22 protein-coding genes are annotated in these 21,646 nt (G+C 61.0%); 7 read left to right on the top strand and 15 right to left on the bottom strand.

The window, feature by feature from the left end; genetic code table 11:
* Nucleotides 1-102: 102 nt before the first annotated feature.
* The 3 genes from AB4N92_RS03985 (at nucleotide 103) to AB4N92_RS03995 (ending at nucleotide 4,679) form a co-directional block, all read left to right on the top strand.
* Entirely contained in the window at nucleotides 103-690 is a 588-nt protein-coding gene (locus AB4N92_RS03985; RefSeq protein WP_010208706.1) for a UPF0149 family protein, read from the top strand.
* A gap of 20 nt (nucleotides 691-710) precedes the next feature.
* On the top strand, nucleotides 711-1,094 hold the full coding sequence (locus tag AB4N92_RS03990) for a YbaN family protein (protein WP_010208705.1): 384 nt from the start codon (nucleotides 711-713) through the stop codon (nucleotides 1,092-1,094).
* A 114-nt stretch (nucleotides 1,095-1,208) separates the two neighbouring features.
* Nucleotides 1,209-4,679: a hybrid sensor histidine kinase/response regulator gene (locus AB4N92_RS03995; protein WP_010208704.1), complete on the top strand. Its 3,471-nt coding sequence runs from the start codon at nucleotides 1,209-1,211 to the stop codon at nucleotides 4,677-4,679.
* A 46-nt stretch (nucleotides 4,680-4,725) separates the two neighbouring features.
* Here the strand turns inward: AB4N92_RS03995 and AB4N92_RS04000 are convergent, their stop codons facing one another.
* Both AB4N92_RS04000 and AB4N92_RS04005 read right to left on the bottom strand, forming a co-directional pair.
* Complete coding sequence (locus AB4N92_RS04000; protein ID WP_176331999.1) at nucleotides 4,726-6,090, bottom strand: DNA recombination protein RmuC; 1,365 nt, start codon at nucleotides 6,088-6,090, stop codon at nucleotides 4,726-4,728.
* Nucleotides 6,091-6,265: 175 nt separating this feature from the next.
* A complete protein-coding gene (locus tag AB4N92_RS04005) occupies nucleotides 6,266-6,589 on the bottom strand; it encodes an SEL1-like repeat protein (protein ID WP_029529074.1) in 324 nt (107 codons plus the stop codon).
* Between the two features lie 457 nt (nucleotides 6,590-7,046).
* Between AB4N92_RS04005 and AB4N92_RS04010 the strand changes: the two genes are divergently transcribed.
* The 4 genes from AB4N92_RS04010 (at nucleotide 7,047) to AB4N92_RS04025 (ending at nucleotide 10,217) form a co-directional block, all read left to right on the top strand.
* Nucleotides 7,047-7,352 (top strand): hypothetical protein, encoded by a 306-nt coding sequence (locus AB4N92_RS04010; RefSeq protein ID WP_010208700.1) that lies wholly within the window; start codon nucleotides 7,047-7,049, stop codon nucleotides 7,350-7,352.
* A gap of 444 nt (nucleotides 7,353-7,796) precedes the next feature.
* Entirely contained in the window at nucleotides 7,797-8,021 is a 225-nt protein-coding gene (locus tag AB4N92_RS04015) for a hypothetical protein (protein ID WP_010208698.1), read from the top strand.
* A gap of 277 nt (nucleotides 8,022-8,298) precedes the next feature.
* Entirely contained in the window at nucleotides 8,299-8,781 is a 483-nt protein-coding gene (locus AB4N92_RS04020) for a hypothetical protein (RefSeq protein WP_021490856.1), read from the top strand.
* Nucleotides 8,782-8,927: 146 nt separating this feature from the next.
* Complete coding sequence (locus tag AB4N92_RS04025; protein WP_010208696.1) at nucleotides 8,928-10,217, top strand: OmpP1/FadL family transporter; 1,290 nt, start codon at nucleotides 8,928-8,930, stop codon at nucleotides 10,215-10,217.
* A 65-nt stretch (nucleotides 10,218-10,282) separates the two neighbouring features.
* Here AB4N92_RS04025 and AB4N92_RS04030 read toward each other — a convergent pair whose 3' ends face one another.
* The 13 genes from AB4N92_RS04030 to cobO all read right to left on the bottom strand — a co-directional run bounded on the left by AB4N92_RS04030 (nucleotide 10,283) and on the right by cobO (nucleotide 21,600).
* Nucleotides 10,283-10,834 carry a glutathione peroxidase gene (locus AB4N92_RS04030; protein ID WP_010208695.1) on the bottom strand — a complete coding sequence of 184 codons (552 nt, stop codon included), beginning with the start codon at nucleotides 10,832-10,834 and terminating at the stop codon, nucleotides 10,283-10,285.
* 165 nt (nucleotides 10,835-10,999) lie between these two features.
* Nucleotides 11,000-12,199, bottom strand: a complete 1,200-nt coding sequence (locus tag AB4N92_RS04035; RefSeq protein WP_162098522.1) for an MFS transporter — start codon at nucleotides 12,197-12,199, stop codon at nucleotides 11,000-11,002.
* Nucleotides 12,200-12,263: 64 nt separating this feature from the next.
* A complete protein-coding gene (locus AB4N92_RS04040) occupies nucleotides 12,264-12,668 on the bottom strand; it encodes a MarR family winged helix-turn-helix transcriptional regulator (protein WP_010208689.1) in 405 nt (134 codons plus the stop codon).
* A gap of 42 nt (nucleotides 12,669-12,710) precedes the next feature.
* The gene (locus tag AB4N92_RS04045) at nucleotides 12,711-13,439 is read right to left on the bottom strand and encodes an adenosylcobinamide-GDP ribazoletransferase (RefSeq protein WP_042571873.1); all 729 of its coding nucleotides are present in this window, start codon (nucleotides 13,437-13,439) and stop codon (nucleotides 12,711-12,713) included.
* 2 nt (nucleotides 13,440-13,441) lie between these two features.
* On the bottom strand, nucleotides 13,442-14,017 hold the full coding sequence (gene cobC / locus AB4N92_RS04050; RefSeq protein ID WP_021490858.1) for an alpha-ribazole phosphatase family protein: 576 nt from the start codon (nucleotides 14,015-14,017) through the stop codon (nucleotides 13,442-13,444).
* Nucleotides 14,014-15,069: a nicotinate-nucleotide--dimethylbenzimidazole phosphoribosyltransferase gene (gene cobT, locus AB4N92_RS04055; RefSeq protein ID WP_236266890.1), complete on the bottom strand. Its 1,056-nt coding sequence runs from the start codon at nucleotides 15,067-15,069 to the stop codon at nucleotides 14,014-14,016. The genes cobC and cobT overlap by 4 nt, the downstream gene beginning before the upstream one ends.
* Entirely contained in the window at nucleotides 15,066-15,587 is a 522-nt protein-coding gene (cobU, locus tag AB4N92_RS04060) for a bifunctional adenosylcobinamide kinase/adenosylcobinamide-phosphate guanylyltransferase (protein ID WP_010208684.1), read from the bottom strand. The genes cobT and cobU overlap by 4 nt, the downstream gene beginning before the upstream one ends.
* A 91-nt stretch (nucleotides 15,588-15,678) precedes the next feature.
* Complete coding sequence (locus tag AB4N92_RS04065; RefSeq protein WP_460129314.1) at nucleotides 15,679-17,130, bottom strand: cobyric acid synthase; 1,452 nt, start codon at nucleotides 17,128-17,130, stop codon at nucleotides 15,679-15,681.
* A complete protein-coding gene (gene cobD / locus AB4N92_RS04070) occupies nucleotides 17,127-18,116 on the bottom strand; it encodes a threonine-phosphate decarboxylase CobD (RefSeq protein WP_047540394.1) in 990 nt (329 codons plus the stop codon). Before cobD ends, AB4N92_RS04065 begins: the two co-directional genes overlap by 4 nt.
* Nucleotides 18,109-19,017 (bottom strand): adenosylcobinamide-phosphate synthase CbiB, encoded by a 909-nt coding sequence (gene cbiB / locus AB4N92_RS04075; RefSeq protein WP_010208681.1) that lies wholly within the window; start codon nucleotides 19,015-19,017, stop codon nucleotides 18,109-18,111. Before cbiB ends, cobD begins: the two co-directional genes overlap by 8 nt.
* Entirely contained in the window at nucleotides 19,014-19,664 is a 651-nt protein-coding gene (gene bluB / locus AB4N92_RS04080) for a 5,6-dimethylbenzimidazole synthase (RefSeq protein WP_042571876.1), read from the bottom strand. Before bluB ends, cbiB begins: the two co-directional genes overlap by 4 nt.
* Nucleotides 19,661-20,992 (bottom strand): cobyrinate a,c-diamide synthase, encoded by a 1,332-nt coding sequence (locus AB4N92_RS04085; protein ID WP_042571877.1) that lies wholly within the window; start codon nucleotides 20,990-20,992, stop codon nucleotides 19,661-19,663. Before AB4N92_RS04085 ends, bluB begins: the two co-directional genes overlap by 4 nt.
* The gene (gene cobO / locus AB4N92_RS04090; RefSeq protein ID WP_010208674.1) at nucleotides 20,989-21,600 is read right to left on the bottom strand and encodes a cob(I)yrinic acid a,c-diamide adenosyltransferase; all 612 of its coding nucleotides are present in this window, start codon (nucleotides 21,598-21,600) and stop codon (nucleotides 20,989-20,991) included. The genes AB4N92_RS04085 and cobO overlap by 4 nt, the downstream gene beginning before the upstream one ends.
* Between the last annotated feature and the right edge of the window lie 46 nt (nucleotides 21,601-21,646).

The raw sequence follows: 21,646 nt of genomic DNA on the forward strand, positions 1-21,646 counted from the left end.
CCACTGACGAATAGCGACCGCGATCTAAAATGCCGTTCGGCTGGCCTGTGCGCTCAAGAAAGCCTAGAATTCAGCATCGTTTATTCCCAAGGTAGTCCTTCAATGTCCTTCGCTGAGCAACTAACCCGCCTGCAAGCCTTCCTCGACGCCGATGAGCTGCATGACGAGGCGCTGGACTACGTGGCCGCCCACGGCTACCTGACCGCCCTGTCGATCTGCTCCGAAGTCGTACCTGACCGTGAATGGATCGACGCGTTGTTCGCCGAAGAGCCGCACTACACCGACGCCGCCCAACGCGAAGAAATCGAATCCACCCTGCTGGCCCTCAAGGCCCACATCGGTCGCCAACTGGCCTCCGACGAGGAATTCGAGCTGCCGTGCGAGCTGGACCTGGGCGAAGAACCGGATGACTCCGATCTGCGCGGCTGGTGCATCGGCTTCATGGAAGGCGTGTTCCTGCGCGAAGCCGCCTGGTTCGAAACCGCCGAGGAAGAAGTCAGCGAAATGCTGCTGCCGATCATGGTCGGTTCGGGCCTGTTCGACGACCAGCCTGAGTTCGCCGACATCGCCGCCGATGCCAACCTGATGGACGACATGATCGTTCAGATCCCGGAAGCCCTGACTGCGCTGTACCTGCTGTGCAACGCTCCTGACGAAAAACCGGCGATCCTCAAGCCACGTCACCACTGAGTCGCTTGCCCGTGACACCCATGGGCAATCGTTCACTGCTCCTGCGCTACGGGCTGCTGGCCATCGGCTGGCTGAGCGTAGCGTTGGGGGTGATAGGCATTTTCCTACCGGTATTGCCGACCACACCCTTCCTACTCCTCGCTGCCGCCTGTTTCGCCAGAAGCTCTCCGCGTTTCTACCATTGGCTGGTGCAACACCCCCGCCTGGGCCCATGGATCCGTGATTACCTGGACGGCAATGGCATCCCTCTCAAGGGCAAGGTCTACGCCATCGGCCTGATGTGGCTGAGCATCAGCGTCTCCTGCTACCTGGTGCCACTGCCGTGGGCACGTGGTTTCATGCTGACCAGCGCGGTGCTGGTGACTATTTACATCCTGCGCCAGAAAACCCTGCCTCCCCGCTAGGCCGCGACATCACGTCGCGCTCAGACCTTGGTCGACACTGACTAACCCCCAGCATTCTGCGAGACTGTCCAACCGGGCCCGGAATGCCCGGGTGTTCTTATGCTCGGAGTTACCATGACGCTGTCCAGCGGGCTGATCGCCACCGTTGCCCTGGCCTATATGGCCATTATGTTTGCCATCGCCTTCTACGGTGATCGTCGCCGTGCGCCACTGCCGCCGCGTATGCGCGCCTGGGTGTACAGCCTGTCGCTGGCCGTGTATTGCACCAGTTGGACCTTCTTCGGCGCTGTAGGCCAGGCTGCCGAACAGTTGTGGGCATTTTTACCGATCTACCTGGGACCGGTGCTGTTGTTGGTACTGGCACCTTGGGTGCTGCAGAAGATGATTCTGATCAGCAAGCAGGAAAACATTACCTCTATCGCCGACTTTATTGCGGCGCGCTACGGCAAATCCCAATCCCTCGCCGTGGTGGTCGCACTGATCTGCCTGGTCGGCGTGCTGCCTTATATCGCCCTGCAACTCAAAGGCATCGTACTGGGCGTCAACCTGCTGATCGGCGCCGGCGCCGACACCACCGGCACCCGCGCCCAGGACACCGCGCTGATCGTCTCGCTGGTGCTGGCGCTGTTCACCATTGTGTTTGGTACGCGCAACCTCGATGCCACGGAACACCACCGCGGCATGGTGCTGGCGATTGCGTTTGAATCCCTGGTCAAGTTGCTCGCGTTTCTTGCGGTCGGCGCGTTTGTGACCTACGGGTTGTACGACGGTTTCGGCGACCTGTTCAGCCAGGCCATGCTCGCGCCTCGCCTGGATGAATACTGGAAGGAGACCGTCAACTGGCCATCAATGGTGGTACAGACCGGTGTGGCCATGATGGCGATTATCTGCCTGCCTCGGCAGTTCCATGTCACGGTGGTGGAGAACATCGATCCCCAGGACCTGCGCCTGGCCAAGTGGGTGTTTCCCGCGTACCTGGTGCTGGCCGCGTTGTTCGTGATCCCTATCGCCCTCGGCGGCAAGATGCTGCTGCCCAGCTCGGTATTGCCGGACTCCTATGTGATCAGCCTGCCCATGGCCGAAGCCCATCCGGCGCTGGCCGTGCTGGCATTTATCGGCGGTGCGTCGGCGGCCACCGGCATGGTGATCGTGGCGAGCATCGCCCTGTCGACCATGGTGTCCAACGACATGCTGCTGCCCTGGCTGCTGCGTCGTTCCAGCGCCGAACGGCCGTTCGAAGTGTTTCGCCACTGGATGCTGTCGGTACGCCGGGTGAGCATCGTGATCATTCTGTTGCTGGCCTACGTCAGCTATCGCCTGCTCGGCTCTACTGCGAGCCTGGCGACCATCGGCCAGATCGCCTTTGCCGCCGTGACCCAACTGGCGCCGGCCATGCTCGGTGCGCTGTATTGGAAACAAGCGAACCGACGCGGTGTGTTCGCAGGGCTCGCAGCCGGTACTTTCCTGTGGTTCTACACCTTGGTCCTACCGGTGACGGCGAAAAGCCTGGGCTGGTCCCTCAGCCTTTTCCCAGGGCTGACCTGGATGCACTCCCACCCGCTGGGGCTGTCCGTCACCTCATTGACCTTGGGCACCGTGTTCTCCCTGGCGGGTAACTTCACGCTGTTTGTGTGGGTGTCGATGCTGTCGCGCACACGCGTGTCAGAACACTGGCAAGCCGGGCGTTTCATCGGCCAGGAAATCAGCCAACGCGCCAGCGCCCGCTCGATGTTGTCGGTGCAAATCAGCGACTTGCTCAGCCTGGCGGCGCGTTTTGTCGGTGAAGAACGCGCCCAGCAAAGCTTTATCCGCTTCGCCTATCGCCAGGGAAAGGGCTTCAACCCCAACCAGAACGCCGACAACGATTGGATCGCCCATACCGAGCGCTTATTGGCCGGCGTGCTGGGAGCGTCTTCGACACGCGCAGTGGTAAAAGCGGCCATCGAAGGTCGGGAAATGCAGCTGGAGGACGTCGTCCGCATCGCTGATGAAGCCTCGGAGGTGCTGCAGTTCAACCGCGCGTTGCTGCAAGGCGCCATCGAGAACATCACCCAGGGCATCAGCGTGGTCGACCAGTCCCTCAAGCTGGTGGCCTGGAACCGACGTTATCTGGAGCTGTTCAACTATCCGGACGGGCTGATCAGCGTGGGCCGGCCGATCGCCGACATCATCCGCTACAACGCCGAACGCGGGCTGTGCGGGCCGGGCGAGGCCGAAGTGCATGTGGCGCGCCGCCTGCACTGGATGCGCCAGGGCCGTGCGCACACCTCCGAGCGCTTGTTCCCCAATGGCCGGGTGATCGAGCTGATCGGCAACCCGATGCCCGGCGGCGGTTTCGTCATGAGTTTCACTGACATCACCGCGTTCCGCGAAGCCGAACAGGCACTCACCGAGGCCAACGAAGGCCTGGAACAACGGGTGACCGCGCGTACCTACGAACTGTCGCAACTCAACGTCGCGCTCACCGATGCCAAGGGCGTGGCCGAGTCCGCGAGCCAGTCGAAGACGCGCTTTCTGGCGGCCGTGAGCCATGACTTGATGCAACCCTTGAATGCCGCACGCCTGTTCTCCGCCGCCCTTTCCCATCAGAACGACGGCCTGTCCAGCGAAGCCCGGCAATTGGTGCAGCATCTGGACAGTTCCCTACGCTCTGCCGAGGACCTGATCAGCGACCTGCTGGACATCTCGCGCCTGGAAAACGGCAAGATCAATCCGCAGCGCCAGCCTTTTGTGCTTAACGAACTGTTCGACACCTTGGGCGCGGAGTTTAAAGCGCTGGCCCAGGAGCAAGGCCTGCGTTTCCGCCTGCGCGGCAGTCGCTTGCGCGTCGACAGCGATATCAAGTTGCTGCGGCGCATCCTGCAGAATTTTCTGACCAACGCTTTCCGTTATGCCGACGGCCCGGTACTGCTGGGCGTACGCCGACGCAAGGGCGAGCTGTGCCTGGAAGTGTGGGACCGTGGCCCCGGCATCCCGCTGGATAAACAGAAGGTGATCTTCGAAGAATTCAAGCGCCTGGACAGTCACCAGACCCGCGCGGAGAAAGGACTGGGGCTGGGCCTGGCGATCGCCGATGGCTTGTGTCGCGTACTCGGCCATCGGTTGAGCGTGCGCTCATGGCCAGGCAAAGGCAGCGTGTTCAGCGTGCGCGTGCCGTTGGCGCGCAATCAAGTCAGCGCTCCGATCAAGCCCCCCCAGGAAAACGGCCTGCCATTGAGCGGTGCACAGGTGCTGTGTGTGGATAACGAAGAGAGCATCTTGATCGGCATGCGCAGCCTGCTGACGCGTTGGGGCTGCGAGGTGTGGACCGCCACCGACCAGGCCCAATGTGCAGCGTTGCTCGCCGACGGCGTGCGCCCGCAACTGGCCCTGGTGGACTACCACCTGGACCATGGCGAAACCGGGACTGAGCTGATGGGTTGGCTGCGAGCGCAATTGGCGGAGCCGATTCCCGGCGTGGTGATCAGCGCTGACGGCCGCCCGGAGATGGTGGCCGAGGTGCATGCGGCGGGGTTGGATTATCTGGCCAAGCCGGTGAAGCCTGCGGCGTTGCGGGCGTTGCTGAGTCGGCATTTGCCGCTGTAGGGCGATCCAGCGCGGTCAAATATGGGAGTTTGCACACCGCCGTATTTTATTCGGGCAGGTGTGCCACACCATCGGAGTCGGTCATCGCACGCTCCAGCAAATCCGCCGGCAGGCTTTTACTCGCCCGCGCGCCCAGCAACCGCAATTGCTCGGTCCGGCTGACCAGATTTCCGCGTCCATCTGTCAGCTTGTTTCGCGCCGCACTGTAAGCCTTATCCAACTGCTGCAAACGGTTACCCACTTCATCCAAGTCCTGGATAAACAGCACGAACTTGTCGTACAGCCAACCGGCACGCTCGGCGATTTCCCGGGCGTTCTGGCTCTGGCGTTCCTGTTTCCAGAGGCTGTCGATCACACGTAAGGTCGCAAGCAAGGTGGTTGGGCTGACAATCACGATATGGCGATCGAACGCCTCCTGAAACAGGTTGGGCTCGGCCTGTAACGCAGCGGAAAACGCCGCTTCGATCGGCACGAACAGCAACACGAAATCCAGGCTGTGCAGGCCTTCCAGGCGTTTGTAGTCCTTGCCGGCCAGGCCTTTGACATGATTTCGCAGCGACAGCACATGCTGCTTCAGGGCTGCCTGGCCAATGACGTCATCCTCCGCCGCCACATACTGCTGATACGCAGTCAGGCTGACCTTGGAGTCCACCACCACCTGCTTGTCGCCGGGCAACATGATCAGCACGTCGGGCTGGAACCGCTCGCCATCCGGGCCTTTGAGGCTGACCTGGGTCTGGTACTCACGGCCCTTCTCCAGACCTGCATGCTCCAGCACACGTTCAAGGATCAGTTCTCCCCAGTTACCTTGGGTTTTCTGCCCCTTGAGCGCGCGGGTCAGGTTGGTGGCTTCGTCCGACAGACGCAGGTTCAGTTGCTGTAGGCGTTCCAGCTCCTTGGCCAGGGAAAAACGCTCGCGCGCCTCGTTCTGGTAGCTTTCTTCCACGCGTTTCTCGAAGGATTGGATGCGCTCCTTCAAGGGGTCGAGCAATTGGCCCAGGCGTTCCTGGCTGGTTTCGGCGAAGCGCTGTTCGCGTTCGTCGAAGATCTTGCCTGCCAACTCGGCGAACTGTGCACGCAACTCATCACGCGAGCCTTGCAGGTCGGTCAGGCGTTGTTGATGACTGTCCTGTTGTTCACGCAGCTCGGCGCGCAAGGCCGCCGACAAGGCATCGAGGCGGCGTAGCTCGGTCTCTTTGGCGCTACGGTCGAGGTTCCAGGCGTGAGCGGCATCGCGGGCGTTGTCGCGGTCGATCTGCAGCAACTCGACTTCGCGACGCACAGCGGCCAGGTCAGCCTGCTTGGCGGCATTGGCTTGGCTCAAATCGCTGATCTCATCGCGGCTCGCATCCAACTGCGCGGCAAGACCTTCCTGGGCAAGCTGTGCGGTGGCCAGGCGCTCTTCGAGCAGTTCCCAGCCGGTCATGCGTGCGTTCAAGCGTCGCTGCAGCTGCCAGCACACGGCCAATAACGGCACGGCAGCGCCAGCGAGGCCCAAGGCAACACTGGTCCAGTCAAAAACCATAGACATGTCTGCCATCACCGAAAAAAACCAAGGTTAGCGGAGCAGAGGGCCTGAGGACAGCTCAGTCTTCGACCTGACCCAGTTCGCGCTGGGCGCGGCGGTCACCGGCACGGGCGGCCAGGCGCAGCAGGTCGTGGCCGATGCGGCGGTCGCGGGCATTCCCGCATTCGCGGCACATCAGTTGGCCCAGGCGGCTTTGCGCAGCGACCACACCTTCACGGGCCGGCTGCTTGAGCAAACGTCCGGCGAGGTGCTTTACGTTGGTGTTGTGACCCAAGCGCGGACTGTCGAGCAACCACAAGGCAACTTTCAAGGAGAAGCGCTTGGGAGCGGTAACAGTTTGAGGGGTGTCGGTAACAGAAGATGATACTGAGCGAAACTTCATAAAGCACTGTGAGACAGAACGGAAGGCGCGCCACTCTACTCTTTTTTTCGTACAGGTAAAGCTGAAAAAACTGTGCACGCCCGTTCTAGAGCAAGCGCTCGGGACAATCCACAGAAGCTGTGGATAACTCAGTGGACAACACGCCTTTAACTCGCGCAAAGCCCCATGGAATGGGGCCCGCAGTCAAACTGACGATTTTTTCACCAATAAAAAAAAGCCAGATTTTTCATTGACTTAAATTTCCATTGCAGGCAAATGGCGGCCTTGGAGTGCAGTTGACAGCGCGGTTACACACTCCGCAACCAATGTGCACAAGTACCCATTCGATGGTTATATCGCCGGCCTTTTTTGAAGCCACTCGCTACAAAAATGTTACCGCCTGGACAAACCAGGGACTTTTCAAATCTTTCCCGGCTCGCCACACTCCCCGACCTACAACGCAACAGTGGGTGAGTTGATGAAAGGGATTCTGTTATTCGCCGTGTTGCTATTGGCCATCTGCGCCGTTTCCTTGGGGATCAATGCAGCACTGCCGTCACCGGATGGGGCGCTGTTCGCCATCGCGATCCTGCTGTCGGCGGCGTTCACTGCCGTCAGCCTCTGCATCGAGCTGGGCGAAGGCCGGATAAACGACATCGGCGACGTGATGAAGGTGGTCGAGACCGGCCAATCCCTGCGCTTGACCCTTGCAGCCTACGGACTGGGCTGCTCACTGGCAGCAGCGATCACCGTCTTGGTCTATCGAGGCCTGTTGGGCGGCTGATAAAAGTTTTTTAGCTAACATACTTCCCTTACCGGTTTCAATCCGTTACTATCCGCGGCGTTAGTACCAAGCTGAAAGTCAATTCTGGTCGAACAACTCCCCTGCACAACACGGGATCGACCACCTCGATGGTTTCCAGGTATCACTTGCGACGACACTGCCTTTGAACAAGCAAAGGGTGTCGCGAAGTTTCCATACTCTGACCGAACCAACCTGCAAATTGATCAGGATCTTCACCCCGGGCCCAGAACCTTTGCCCCTGTTGTGTTGCCTGCCCTCCTAAGTACCTACCTGCCAGCCCAAGCGCGCCTAAATTATTAGCGCTTCAAACTGGCTGCTTTGTTCCAGTCGGGTTCTTCGTTTGATCAATGGTGATCAACGTTACTGGAACGTTTTAACGTTGCACGGTTCTTAATCCGTGTCATTTGTAGGAACACCAATAATATGAACGCTCAAATCCATACTCAGGATGCCATTCGCACCCTCACCAACGCTTTTGCTCCAATGAACTGCCTGATCATGGCCGCTCGCAAAGGCTGCTTCAGCTTCACCCTGGTCAACGAACACGGCATCGCTCGTCACAGCGAACGCCTGTACCCCGATCAATACTCCAGCGCAGAACCGCTGCAGGCCGTGATCGAGCGTACCCGTCAGGCATTGATTGCCTGATCGACCCGCGTCGCTGAAACACAAAAACCCTGTTTAAAAAACAGGGTTTTTTATTGCCCGGAATTTACCTATTGGGCCGTTGCACTCAGTTCAAATAGATATAACCGTTATAACTAAATGAATAAGATGTTTTAAAAACAGTCCTTTACATCACAAATATGACACTACACTTCAACTCAAGCGGCATGATCCGCTTCCGACGAGCCTGAGATCCGATCCACTGCTGCCAAGCCCCCCTCTCAGGCCTCGTCGACCACTTTCACGGATTGAGGCTTGTATGGGTATCGCTGCCAGCGAATTGTCTCGATATGTGATCCGGCCGACCTTGATGTACCTCGGCCGCCATCACCCGACGGCGGAGTCTCTCCTGCTGGGCATTGCCGCCAGCCAGTCGGAACTCGGTTCCGCCTTGCACGACCGGCGCGGCCACGGCCTGTACAGCATCACCGAACCACGCCATCGTGCCCTGTGGGACAACTATCTGGCGCTGGACCCCGAGCGCGCCAGCCTGGTACGCGGACTCGCGAGCCAGCATGCGTTCCTCAGCGCACCGCAACTGGAGCTCACCGTAAACTTGCGTTATGCCACCGCCATCGCCTGGCTGTTGGTGGAACAACACACTCCTACACTGCCTCCACCCGGTGATGTCTTGGCCATGGCACGTATCTGGAAAGAAATTTTTCACCCACAAGGACGGCTGCGCGATTTCACTCAAGCCTGGCACACCTGTGTTTCACCCATGAATCACGTGGTTTGCTGACCGGGCAATTTGCAAGATTCGTCAAAAACCCTGGATTTTGGTCGGATTGTCCTACAAAACCGCTCTATCTCCTGCATTACAGCCTATAGCGCGATCTTAATTTTATTGTTACTTTCCGCAGCGGTGATCACCACGGAGTTCTAATAATGAAAAAAGTAATGCTCAAGACCACACTTAGCCTCGCCGTTGCCATGGCCTCTTCTCATATTTTCGCAAGTGGCTTTGCCCTTAACGAACAAGACGTCGCCGGGATGGGTACGGGTTTCGCAGGCCGCTCTTCTTCTGCCGAAAACGCCAGCACCGTTTATGGTAACCCTGCCGGTATGGCTCGCCTTGAAGGCCAGCAAGTCACTGGCGGTGTTGCGGCGATTGATGCCTCAAGCAACATCAAGGATGTCAGCGGCCGCTCCAGCGGCACGAACAAAGGCGATATGGTGCCTTTCACTGCCGTTCCTTTCGGTTTCTACACCAATAAACTCAACGATCAATGGGCTGTCGGTTTCGGCGTCTATGCTCCGTTTGGCCTTGTGACCGATTACGAAAGTGGCTTCCAAGGCAAAGCCTTTGGCAGCAAAAGCGAAGTGACCGTCATCACTTTCCAGCCGACGGTCAGCTACGCCTTCAACGATCGGGTTTCCATTGGTTTTGGTCCGACCATCAACCGTATCGCTGGTACGCTTGAGTCCGATATCAACCTGCCAGTCGCGGGTACCGGCTCCAACAACATCAAGATCAAGGGTGATGACACCGCCGTCGGCTTCAATGCCGGCCTGCTGGTTCAAGCTACTGACACAACGCGAGTGGGCCTGACCTACCACTCGAAAGTGAAGTACAAGCTCGAAGGCCATACCGAAGTGACCAAAGGCACCAACGTTCCAGCTTCGCTGTTGAACAATGGCCGCTACGACGCGTCGCTGAAGATCGACACACCTGAATCCTGGGACCTGTCGGTTACTCAAGATATGAGCGACGCGTGGAAACTCTACGCAGGCGCTACCTGGACCCGCTGGAGCCGCCTGAAAGACATCACCGTCAACAACGAAGGTGTATCGGCCGCAGCCGGTAGCGGTGTGTTGGCTCCGCAAATTGTCGGCACCATCAAAGAAGACCAGAATTGGCACGACACTTGGGCCTATGCCGTGGGTACCTCGTATCGTGTCACCAAGCAAGTGGTGCTGCGTACCGGCCTGACCTTCGACCAGTCGCCGACCAACAACACCGACCGTTCGCCGCGTATCCCAACCGGTGACCGGACTATCTTCAGTCTCGGCCTTGGCTACGATGTAATGCCGAATATGACCGTGGACCTGGCTTACTCCTACCTCAAGGAAGAACCAGTCAAGGTCGCTCGTGCCAATGCATTGGGTCAGTCCTACAATGCTAAGTACGAAAACAGCGCCAACGGTTTTGGCCTGGGCGTAACGTACAAGTTCTGATCTGACGCCGTATAAAAAAGCCCCGCCCTCCTGCAAAGGAAGCGGGGCTTTTTAATGGGCGATTGTCAGGGTTTGGAAGCCAACGCCTCTTCCACCGCCTTGATCAAATCCGGGCTGTCCGGTTTGGTGAGGCTGGAAAAATTGGCAATCACCTTGCCCTGCCTATCCACCACATACTTGTAGAAATTCCACTTCGGCGGCGCGTCGGTCTGCTGCGCCAATACCTTGAACAGGTGCACCGCATCCGGCCCCTTGACCTTTTGTGGCTCGGTCATGGTGAAGGTTACGCCGTAATTCACGTAGCAGACCTTGGCGGTCTCTTCGCCGGTCTTGGCTTCCTGCTTGAAGTCATCCGACGGCACGCCGATCACTTCCAGCCCTTCGCCCTTGTAGCGTTGATACAAAGCTTCGAGGCCTTTGAATTGTGGGGCGAACCCACAAAAGCTGGCGGTGTTGACGATGACCAGCGGCTTGCCCGCAAAGCGCTGGCACAGGTCGATGGACTCTTTGGCGCGCAGCTTGGGCAATTGGCCTTCCAACAGCGGCGGGCAACTGGCGGCCAGGGCAGCACTGCCAATGGCCATCAGGACGGGTACAGCGAGCCAACGCATCTGCATGTTATGTGTCCTTTGAAGAGACCTGACTAAAAGCAGCCAGACCGGAAACTTAACAGATCGACATGCCCAGTTGCATCAACGCCAGCCCGCCACGCTGCCAGCCCCACCAGGCCAACACCACCAGGACCAGCCCCGCAACCAGTATCACACCGTGTGCCACTCTGCTCATGCCGCCTCCATCTGTGCCTGCAATCGCGCCACCGGGCGCTCACGTACCGGCCAATTCAGGGCTGCGGCGAGCAGGCTCAGCAGGATCGCCACCTGCCAGATCAAATCGTAGTTGCCGGTTCGATCATAGACCACCCCGCCCAACCAGCCGCCCAGAAACGAACCGAGTTGGTGGAACAAAAACACTATCCCGCCAAGCATGGAGAGGTTTCGCACACCAAACAATGTGGCGACGGTGCCGTTGGTCAGCGGTACGGTAGACAGCCACAGGAAGCCCATCGCCATGCCAAACAGGTAAGCCGTGACTTCAGTGACCGGCGCCCACAGGAACAGCACGATCACCACCGCGCGCAGCAGGTACAACCCCGTCAGCAAACGCGGTTTGGACATGCGCCCGCCGAGCCAGCCGGCGGTGTAGGTACCGAAGATGTTGAACAGGCCGATCAGTGCCAGCACCGTGGTACCGACGGTGGCCGGCAAATGCTGGTCCACCAGATAAGCCGGCAAATGCACGCCGATAAACACCACCTGGAAACCGCAGACGAAAAAGCCGAAGGCCAACAACCAGAAGCCGGAATGGGAGCAGGCTTCCTTCAAGGCTTCGCGCAAGGTTTGTTGGCCCGCCAGCACCGGTAATGGCCTGTCTTTGAGCATCGCCACCAGCGGTAGAATCAGCGCCACCATCAGGCCCAGCGCCAGCAATGCAGCAGACCAGCCCAACCAACTGATCAAACCCAAGGTGCCCGGCACCATGGCGAACTGACCGAACGAACCGGCAGCACTCGCAATCCCCATGGCCATGCTGCGTTTTTCCGGCGCCACGGCCCGACCGACCACACCAAGAATCACCGAGAACGAGGTGCCGGACAGACCGATACCAATCAGCAAGCCGGCGCTGAGGGACAACGACCACGCCGAATCGGACATGCCCATCAACACCAGGCCCGCCGCGTACAGGATGCCACCAACAAACACCGCTCTAGTGGCGCCAAAACGGTCAGCCAAAGCGCCGGTGAACGGCTGTGCCAGGCCCCAGATCAGGTTCTGCAAGGCGATGGCAAAGGCGAAAGTTTCACGGCCCCAGCCAAATTCGCTGCTCATCGGTGCCAGGAACAGGCCAAAACCGTGCCGCACACCCAACGACAACGCCAGAATCAGCGCACTCCCTACAAGAATCCAACCACTGGTGCGCCACATTGAGGTCATTTCTTATTCTCCGCTCGCGGGTATATACCCGCTTGTATTCGAACAAACCCCGCGCTCAGGCGAGTTCGTCCAGCAAGGCCAACAAGGTTTCGCGTTTTTCCGCGCCGAGTTGATCGATCAATTTTTGCTGCGCCGCTTCCCAGGCGGGTAATGCGGCGGCAAGTCGTGCTTCACCGTCCTCGGTCAACATCACCAAGCGGTTGCGCAGGTCATCGCCTTCCACCAGTTTCACCAGGCCCTCACCTTCCAGCACCCGCAGGTTCCGCCCCAAGGTGCTGCGATCCAGGCCCATGGCTTCCGCCAGGCTGGAAATACTCGGCTGATCGAGGCGCTGCAGGTTACACAACAAAGAATACTGGGCGACGTTGATCCCGAAGCCATCAAGGGCGCCGTCGTAATGCCTGCTGACGCCACGGGCGGCACGTCGCAGGTTGGTGCACAAACATTGGGAGGCAAGCATAGAAGGTGTATATACCCGCGATTTATGAAATGCAAGAAAGTGTTACAGCGCCAGGCCGACCAGAACCACGACTTCCAGCAGTTCCAGCAAAGCGCCTGCGGTATCGCCCGTGGTGCCGCCCAGCCGATTGACCATCAGTTGGCGCAACCCTATGAAGCAGATCGCGGCAAGTAGCACAGCCAGCCCGCCACTGAAGCCGCCGATGAGGATGCAGGCTAAACCACTGAGGATCAGTACCTGTTGGCCGACGATCCTCGGTAAATGATCCGACAATGCCTGGCCCAATCCGCCGGCACGTACATAGCGCGTGGTAAGAAACAGCGCCAGCATCGATGCGCGGCCAATCAACGGCGCCAGGATCAGTGCTGCGCCGTTAGGTTGCTCGATCAGGGCCACCAACGCAGTGAATTTGAGCAGCAGCACCATCCCCAGGGTGACCACGGCAATCGGGCCGCTGCGGGGGTCCTTCATGATCGTCAGCGTGCGTTCGCGGTCGCCAAAACCGCCGAGCCAGGCGTCGGCGCTGTCCGCCAAACCGTCCAGGTGCAGGCCACCACTGAGCAATACCCAGGCCGTCAGCAACAATGCGGCATGCAGCAACAACGGCGCGCCCATCAATACCGAGTTCAGGCCCCACAACAACACACCGAACAACAGACCGACGACCGGATAAAACAGCAGTGAACGCCCCAATTCCTGAGGCTGCGGCATACCCGGCAAGCGAATCGGCAGGCTGCTGAGAAATTGCAGGGCGATCCAGAATGGCAGCATGTCTACCCCACTTCCGTCAGTGTGCCGCCAGCATTGACGTGCAGACTGAACAGCCCGCCATGGCCCACTTCGACGTTCAACAGTTGCTCCCTCGGCAAACCACGCGCTTGCGCCAGTAACAGACGCATCACACCGCCATGACTGATCAACAACACACGCTCACCGGCATAGGCCTGATGCAAGCGCGCGACAGCGCCCAGAACCCGGTCGGAAAAGGCGCTGACAGGTTCGCCCTCCGGTGGTGTAAAGCGGTAGGGATCAGCCCAGAACAACCCCAGCCCTTCGGCGTCGGTCTCCATCAAGGCTGCCGCACTCTGCCCCTCCCAGGCACCGAAGTGCAGCTCTTGCAGATCCTTTTCCAGGGCCACCGGCACATGGAGCTGAGCCCCCAGTTCCTCGGCAAACCGCGCGCACCGTTGCAGCGGTGAACTGACCAGACGGTCCCACGGCCCCTGCGCCACCACGGCTGCGCGCATTTGCGCCCAACCCTTGGCGGTGAGTGCATCGTCCAGACTGCCGCGCAGGCCGCCGCCCAACTCGGTCTCGCCGTGACGCAGCAGGTCCAGGCGCAAGGTCATACCGGGCGGTCTGCCACGGCGGCTTCGGCGAAAGTCGCCATCTGACCGTGCAGCGCACATGCCAGGCGCAACAAGGGAACCGCCAGTGCCGCGCCGCTGCCTTCGCCCAGGCGCAGGCCCAATTCCAGCAGCGGCTTCGCGTCGAGGCTTTGCAGCACATGGCGATGACCTGGTTCAGCACCGCGATGGCCGAACACCAGCCACTCATGGCATGCCGGGTTCAAGCGCGTCGCAACCAGCGCTGCGACAGTGCAGATAAAACCATCCACCAGCACCACGATGCCTTCCTGCGCACAGGCCAGGTACGCGCCCACCAGTGCGGCAATCTCAAAGCCGCCGAGATTGAACAGCGTTTGCAACGCATCACCACGCTGGCCGGCATGTAACGCCAGGGCGCGTTCGATCACGGCCACCTTGTGGCTGACCCCCTGAGCATTCAACCCAGTGCCAGGCCCCGTGAGGTCACTGACCTGACAGTCCAGCAAGGCACACGCCAGCGCACTGGCGGCGGTGGTGTTGCCGATGCCCATCTCGCCACCGATAAACAGCTGTGCCCCGCTTGCCAATGCTCGCCGCGCACTGTCGCGGCCGGCTTGCAGGGCGAGCCCCCCTTGGGCCTCGGTCATTGCCGGGCCATTGACGAAGTTGGCGGTGCCCGCACCGATGTTCAGGTGGCGCACACCTGGCAGGTCCAGGGACGGCGTGACCGTGCCAAGGTCGACCACTTCCAACTGTGCCTCCAACTGTCGCGCCAAGACGCTGATGGCCGCGCCACCGCTGACAAAGTTGTGCAGCATCTGCCCAGTGACTTCCTGAGGAAACGCCGACACGCCCTCCGCTACCACGCCATGGTCACCCGCGAAGATGGCGATCCACACGTGGTCCACCAACGGTTTGACCTGGCCCTGCAAGCCGGCCAATTGCACCGCCAGGGCCTCCAACTGCCCGAGGGAGCCCGACGGTTTGGTCAATTGCTGCTGGCGCGCCAGGGCGTGTTGGTATGCGTGCGCGTCAATCGCCTTACAGGGGTTGAGCCACCAGGTGTCAGTCATAACGCAGTACCTTTCAACGTCAGGGGCAGGCCGGCAACTGTCAGGACAACACGCTGACAGCGCTCGGCCAAGGCTTGATGCAGCCAACCGGCTTCATCCACATAGCGGCGAGTCAATTCGCCCAGCGGCACGACACCCAGACCGGTCTCGTTGCTGACAAAAATGATTTCACCCGGCAGCACGGCCAGGGTTTCCAGCAACTGATCGCGCTCAGCCACCAGGCGATTCGAGTCTTCCAGCATCAGCAGATTGGTCAGCCACAGAGTCAGGCAATCCACCAGCAGACACTGCGCGGGCGCGGCGTTTTCGCGCAGCACGCGCGCCAATTCGACAGGCTCTTCGATCAGCCCCCAGTGATCGGGACGACGCTGGCGATGCAGGGCGACGCGTTCATTCATCTCGCCATCCAGCGGTTGGCTGGTGGCGATGTAAGTGACGGGCAAGCCGCTGTCGCTGGCGAGCTTTTCGGCAAGACGGCTTTTGCCGGAACGGGCGCCACCGAGGATCAGTTGCAGCATGGGACAGCACCTTGGGTTGGCTGAAAAGGCTCGGCCTTAAGGCCACTATCGCGGGCAAGCCAGCGCCCACATCGGGACCGCGTACTCACCGTCAGACCCCGCACAGCTTGCGCAATAAATCGGTGTCCAAGTGATTCTCCACCAGGTCCGCCAGGCGCTCGATATCGCGCTCGCGCAACGCGTGGTAATCCACCGCCTGCACATCCTGCAGACCGGCCCAGCGCAGCAAGGCGCTGCAGGCCGCCGGGCTTTCGAACAAGCCATGCAGGTAGGTGCCGAGAATTTGCCCGTCGGCACTTTGCGCGCCATCCGTGCGACCGTCATCCAGCAACACGGCAGCGTTCGACAAAGCGTCGCCAGACGTCACGCCCGCATGAATCTCATAGCCGCAGACTTCGGCATCCTCCAGCAACAGCCGCCCGCGCACGTTGCGCAACTGCTTCTCTTCTTCAAGCGTAGTGCTGAACGCCAGCAGCCCAAGCCCATCGCTGGAGCCGGCAGGCCCTTCCAGGCCCAGCGGGTCATGCACCTGCTCGCCGAGCATCTGCAGGCCGCCGCAAATGCCGAGCACCTTGCCGCCATAGCGCAAGTGCCGCGCCACGGCGGTGTCCCAGCCGTTGGTGCGCAAATAGGACAGGTCGCTGCGTACGCTTTTCGAGCCGGGGAGGATGATCAAGTCGGCGGCGGGGATTGGCTGGCCTGGCCCGATGAATTGCAGATCCACTTGAGGATGCAGGCGCAGCGGGTCGAAATCCGTGTGGTTGCTGATGCGCGGCAACACCGGCACTACCACCTTGAGTACCTGGGCCACCTTGTCGGTCTGGCGCCTGTCGATGCCGTCTTCGGCTTCCAGGTGCAGGTCCATCACGTAAGGCAACACGCCCACCACCGGTTTGCCGGTGCGCGCTTCCAGCCAATCCAGACCGGGTTGCAACAGCGCGATGTCACCGCGAAAACGGTTAATGATAAAGCCCTTGACCCGTGCCTGCTCCGTGGGCGATAGCAATTTCAAGGTCCCGACCAAATGGGCAAACACCCCGCCGCGATTGATGTCGGCGATCAGCAAAACCGGGCAATCCACCGCTTCGGCGAAGCCCATGTTGGCGATGTCATTGGCGCGCAGGTTGATCTCCGCCGGGGAGCCCGCGCCTTCCACCATTACCACGGGGTAAGCCTGGCTCAACCGGGCGTGGGAAGCCAGCACCGCTTGCATCGCGATGGATTTGTAGTCGTGGTAGGCCACAGCGTTCATGGTGGTGACGGCGCGACCGTGGATGATCACTTGGGAGCCGGTGTCACTGTTAGGCTTGAGCAACACCGGGTTCATGTCGGTGTGCGGCGCCAGGTTGGCGGCCTGGGCCTGCACAGCCTGGGCGCGGCCGATTTCGCCGCCTTCTGCGGTCACGGCGCTGTTGAGCGCCATGTTCTGCGGCTTGAACGGCACCACCGCCACGCCCTGACGGACCAGCCAGCGGCACAGCGCCGTCACCAAGGTGCTTTTGCCGGCGTCGGAGGTGGTGCCTTGCACCATCAGCGTGCTCATGTAGCGTCCTTAAAGGCGACCAAGGCTTCGTCCAGCCGTAGCCAGTCAGCCTCGGTGTCGGGCAGGCCGAAACGCAGACTGCTGTCGTGGACAAACAGCCGTAGCAGGATGCCGCGCTGGGCCATGAATTCGTGCATGCGTTCGGCGTGAGGCGTGATCAGCCATTGAAACAACGCGCAGCCACCCTGGGGGGGAAAGCCGTGGCGCTCCAGCAAGGCGAACAAACGCTGGCCTGCCTCGATGCAACGCACGCGTTGGAGCGCCTGACCGATGGTGTCGCGCAGACATATCTGACCCAACACCCGCGTCGGTCCGCTGACGGCCCAGGGGCCGACCTGTTCGGCCAGCAACTTGAGCAGCTTGCGCTCGGCCAATACAAAGCCCAGCCGCACCCCGGCCAGACCGAAGAATTTACCGAACGAGCGCAACACGATCAGGCCGACCTGATGGGCATGGCCCGCCAGGCTGAATTGAGGGGTGACATCCATGAACGCTTCGTCTACCACCAGCCAGCCGCCCCGCTGGGCCAGCCGCGAATGCCAGTCCAGCAAGCGTTGTGGGGCCAGGTTCAGGCCGGTGGGGTTGTTGGGGTTGACCACCACCAGTACGTCGAGCCCCTCCAAGAAGAAGTCGACTTCCTGCTCTTGCACTTCGCGCACCACGTAGCCGGCGCGGCGCCAGGCTTCGGCGTGTTCGGCATAGCACGGTGACAACACGCCGACTTTGCCAGCGCGGCGCAGGCGTGGCAGCAACTGGATGGCCGCCTGGGAGCCGGGCACCGGCAACAGGTGTGCAGCGCCATAGTATTCGCTGGCGGCCTGCTCCAGGCCGTCGTCGGTTTCCGGCAGGCGCGCCCAGGCCCGCAGCGGGATCTCGGGAATCGGCCAGGGCCAGGGCGCGAGGCCGCTGGACAGGTCGAGCCAATCGGCCTCGGCTATCCCGTACTGAATCGACGCCCTGCGCAACCGGCCACCGTGCTCAAGCATAGAATTGCGCCCCCGCGCATAGAATCAGCAGCCACAACCATACGCCGCGCTGCACCAGTTGCCAGCCCCGGTCGATGGAATCGGCATCTGCCGCCGGGCCTTCGCCCAGTTGCGGACGCTGGTGCACTTCACCGTGATAGATGGCGGCGCCGCCCAACTCCACGCCCAGGGCGCCGGCACCGGCAGCCATTACCGGGCCAGCGTTCGGGCTGTCCCAGGTCGGGCCCTGGGTGCGCCAGCATTTGAGCGCCAGACGAGTCTTACCCAGTACCGCATAGGTCAACGCCACCAGGCGTGCAGGAATGTAGTTCAGCACGTCGTCAATCTTTGCCGCCGCCCAGCCGAAGCGTTCAAAACGTTCGTTGCGATAGCCCCACATGGCATCAAGGGTGTTGCTCAGGCGATAAAGCACCACGCCCGGCACCCCCGCGAGCACAAACCAGAACAGCGCGGCGAAGACCGCATCGCTGCCGTTCTCCAGCACCGACTCAGTGGCCGCGCGGGCGACTTCGGTGCTGTCCAGTTCACTGGTCTGACGGCTTACGAGGTAGCTCACGCGCCGGCGCGCTTCGTCCAGGTCATCGCTGCGCAAGGCCTGGGCCACCGGGATCACATGCTCGCCAAGGCTGCGCATGCCAAGCGCGCAGTACAACGCCAGGATCTCCAATACCCAGCCGATGTACGGCGCCCAGGATAAAGCCGTAGCCAGCAGAGTCAGCGGCACCACGGCGATAACCCACGCGGTCACGCCATGACTGCGCCAGCCGCGACCACCGGTATTGAAACGTTGCTCGATGCGCCCGGCGAAATTGCCGAACGCCACCAGCGGATGCCAGCGTCTGGGTTCGCCCAGCAGCGCATCCAGCGCGACTGCAGCGACACACAGCAAGGCCACACTCATTGACTCACTCCCCACCCATTCTCATACAACATGTCACTCAGCGGCCGAGGCTCGGTCCAGCCTTCGAGTTGCAACATCGGGGCCGGGTAGAACTCGGCCACCGGCCCCAGGCACAGCACGGCCAAAGGTTTCGCGCCGGGTGGCAAACCCAGCAGATCAGCCAGGGCCTGGGGCTCGAACAGCGAGACCCAGCCCATGCCCAGCCCTTCGACACGGGCCGCCAGCCAAAGATTCTGAATAGCACAGGACAGTGACGCCATGTCCATTTCAGGCAACGTGCGCCGCCCAAAAATGTGCCGCTCACGGTCATCCATCAACGCCGCCACCAGCACTTCGGCGCAGTCGTGAATGCCTTCGACCTTGAGCTTCATGAACTCATCGGAGCGTTCACCCAGGGCTTCGGCGGTGCGTATGCGTTCTTCTTCCACCAGTTGTTGAATCTGCCCACGCAACGGACGGTCGCTGATGCGGATAAAACGCCAGGGCTGCATCAGGCCGACACTGGGTGCCTGGTGCGCGGCCTGGAGCAGACGATGGAGCAATTCGGGGGCGACAGTGCCGCCGCTGAAGTGGCGCATGTCGCGACGTTCAGCGATGGCGCGGTAGACGGCCTGGCGGTCGGCCTCGGGGAAGGCGTTGTCGGTCATGGCCTCATCGCCGGCAAGCCGGCGCCTACAGGATCGGGCGCGAACAATGCGGCCACCGCCTGGGGATTCGAGGGGAAGTAAAAGTGTACGTAGGAAGCCGTCATCCGCCCCTGCCGATAAACCGCCTCGGCACCGCGTCCGCCATTGGGGCTAAGGCCACGGGCAATCGGCTGCCATTCGGTGGTGGTCAGGGAGTGGTGATAGGTATGGCCGCGCAGCGTGCCTTCGGGCAATTCGACATTTTGCAGCGCCAAGGCCGCGAGTTTCTTCTGCATCACCGCATCGCCTTGCAGCAGGCCCACCAGTTCGGCGCGAACACCCTCGACATCGGTCAGCGAGTCCAGCAGGTAGAGCATGCCGCCGCATTCGGCGAGCAGCGGTTTGCCGGCGGCATGATGAGCGCGGATGGCGTCAAGCATCGAGGTGTTCTCCGCCAGCGCCTGGTGGTGCAATTCCGGATAACCACCGGGCAGATAGAGGCTGTCGACATCAGGCAATTCGCGATCGTGGATCGGCGAGAAAAACTCCAGTTCAGCGCCCATTGCCCGCAGCAGGTCGAGGCTGGCGCCATAGGTAAACGCGAAGGCTTCGTCGCGGGCCACGGCGATGCGCACACCGTTGAGCAATGGCTGGGTTTCGATCACTTCCGGTGCGGCAAAGGTCACTGGCGGCGGCAAAGCCACTTCGCAACTGCTGCCCAGCGCTTGGGCGGCTGCATCGAGACGCACATCGAGGTCGTTCAGTTCGCTCGCCTGTACCAGGCCTAAGTGACGGCTAGGCAGTTCGATACCGGTCTCGCGGGATAACGCGCCGTACCAGCGCAGGCCTTCGGTGAGGCTGCCTTCGAGCAATTGTGCGTGACGCAAGGTGCCAACGCGATTGGCCAGCACCCCGGCAAACGGCAGATCCGGCTGATAACGTGCCAGGCCCAGGGCCAACGCGCCGAAGGTCTGGGCCATCGCCGTACCGTCAATCACGCCCAAGACAGGCACGCCGAAGTGTCGCGCCAGGTCGGCGCTCGACGGTGTGCCATCGAACAGGCCCATCACGCCTTCGATCAGGATCAGGTCCGCCTCCCCCGCCGCTTCCCATAGCAAGCGACGACTTTCCTGCTCGCCCACCATCCACATGTCCAATTGATACACCGGCGCACCGCTGGCGCGTTCGTGGATCATCGGATCGAGGAAGTCCGGGCCGCATTTGAACACGCGTACCCTGCGCCCCAGGTTGCGGTGCAATCGGGCAAGCGCGGCGGTGACGGTGGTTTTGCCCTGGCCGGACGCCGGTGCGGCAATCAAGACGGCCGGGCAATGACGGGGCTGATTCAAAGTTCGACGCCCTTCTGTGCCTTGATACCGGCTTGGAACGCGTGTTTGAGCATGCCCATTTCGGTGACGGTGTCGCCCATTTCGATCAGTTCAGGCTTGGCACCGCGGCCGGTGACCACCACGTGTTGCATCGGCGGGCGGGCTTGCAGGTCGCTGAGCACCTGGTCCAGGTCGAGATAGCCGTGCTTGAGGGCGATGTTCAGTTCGTCGAGTACGACAAGACCGATAGACGGGTCCTGCAGCAACTCGCGGGAAACCGCCCAGGCGGCTTCGGCGGCGGCGATGTCACGCTGGCGGTCCTGGGTTTCCCAGGTGAAGCCTTCGCCCATGACATGAAAGCGCACTTGCTCGGGGAAACGGCGGAAGAACAATTCCTCACCGGTACTGTTGCGCCCCTTGATGAACTGCACCACACCGCACTGCATGCCGTGCCCCATGGCTCGGGCCAGCATGCCGAACGCGGAGCTGCTCTTGCCTTTGCCGTTGCCGGTCAGCACTAGCAACAGGCCGCACTCGTTCGGGGAGTTGGCGATGCGTTCATCGATCACGGCTTTTTTGCGCAGCATGCGCGCCAGGTGGCGTTCGTCGCGGTCGGGGGAATCGGTCATGGCAGCTCTCCGTTGGGGCTGGACAAAAACGGCGGGCAGGAAAAAG

This window comes from Pseudomonas sp. S3_A09 (assembly GCF_054668065.1).

Coding starts and splice junctions, on each gene's coding strand:
- AB4N92_RS03990 (WP_010208705.1), top strand. CDS start 711: ATGGGCAATCGTTCACTGCTCCTGCGCTACGGGCTGCTGGCCATCGGC.
- cobT (WP_236266890.1), bottom strand. CDS start 15,069: ATGACTGACACCTGGTGGCTCAACCCCTGTAAGGCGATTGACGCGCAC.
- cobD (WP_047540394.1), bottom strand. CDS start 18,116: ATGCTTGAGCACGGTGGCCGGTTGCGCAGGGCGTCGATTCAGTACGGG.
- AB4N92_RS04035 (WP_162098522.1), bottom strand. CDS start 12,199: ATGTGGCGCACCAGTGGTTGGATTCTTGTAGGGAGTGCGCTGATTCTG.
- AB4N92_RS04025 (WP_010208696.1), top strand. CDS start 8,928: ATGAAAAAAGTAATGCTCAAGACCACACTTAGCCTCGCCGTTGCCATG.
- AB4N92_RS04040 (WP_010208689.1), bottom strand. CDS start 12,668: ATGCTTGCCTCCCAATGTTTGTGCACCAACCTGCGACGTGCCGCCCGT.
- bluB (WP_042571876.1), bottom strand. CDS start 19,664: ATGACCGACAACGCCTTCCCCGAGGCCGACCGCCAGGCCGTCTACCGC.
- AB4N92_RS04045 (WP_042571873.1), bottom strand. CDS start 13,439: ATGCTGCCATTCTGGATCGCCCTGCAATTTCTCAGCAGCCTGCCGATT.
- cobO (WP_010208674.1), bottom strand. CDS start 21,600: ATGACCGATTCCCCCGACCGCGACGAACGCCACCTGGCGCGCATGCTG.
- AB4N92_RS04010 (WP_010208700.1), top strand. CDS start 7,047: ATGAAAGGGATTCTGTTATTCGCCGTGTTGCTATTGGCCATCTGCGCC.
- AB4N92_RS04015 (WP_010208698.1), top strand. CDS start 7,797: ATGAACGCTCAAATCCATACTCAGGATGCCATTCGCACCCTCACCAAC.
- AB4N92_RS04005 (WP_029529074.1), bottom strand. CDS start 6,589: ATGAAGTTTCGCTCAGTATCATCTTCTGTTACCGACACCCCTCAAACT.
- AB4N92_RS03995 (WP_010208704.1), top strand. CDS start 1,209: ATGACGCTGTCCAGCGGGCTGATCGCCACCGTTGCCCTGGCCTATATG.
- cbiB (WP_010208681.1), bottom strand. CDS start 19,017: ATGAGTGTGGCCTTGCTGTGTGTCGCTGCAGTCGCGCTGGATGCGCTG.
- AB4N92_RS03985 (WP_010208706.1), top strand. CDS start 103: ATGTCCTTCGCTGAGCAACTAACCCGCCTGCAAGCCTTCCTCGACGCC.
- cobU (WP_010208684.1), bottom strand. CDS start 15,587: ATGCTGCAACTGATCCTCGGTGGCGCCCGTTCCGGCAAAAGCCGTCTT.
- AB4N92_RS04065 (WP_460129314.1), bottom strand. CDS start 17,130: ATGAGCACGCTGATGGTGCAAGGCACCACCTCCGACGCCGGCAAAAGC.
- cobC (WP_021490858.1), bottom strand. CDS start 14,017: ATGACCTTGCGCCTGGACCTGCTGCGTCACGGCGAGACCGAGTTGGGC.
- AB4N92_RS04030 (WP_010208695.1), bottom strand. CDS start 10,834: ATGCAGATGCGTTGGCTCGCTGTACCCGTCCTGATGGCCATTGGCAGT.
- AB4N92_RS04020 (WP_021490856.1), top strand. CDS start 8,299: ATGGGTATCGCTGCCAGCGAATTGTCTCGATATGTGATCCGGCCGACC.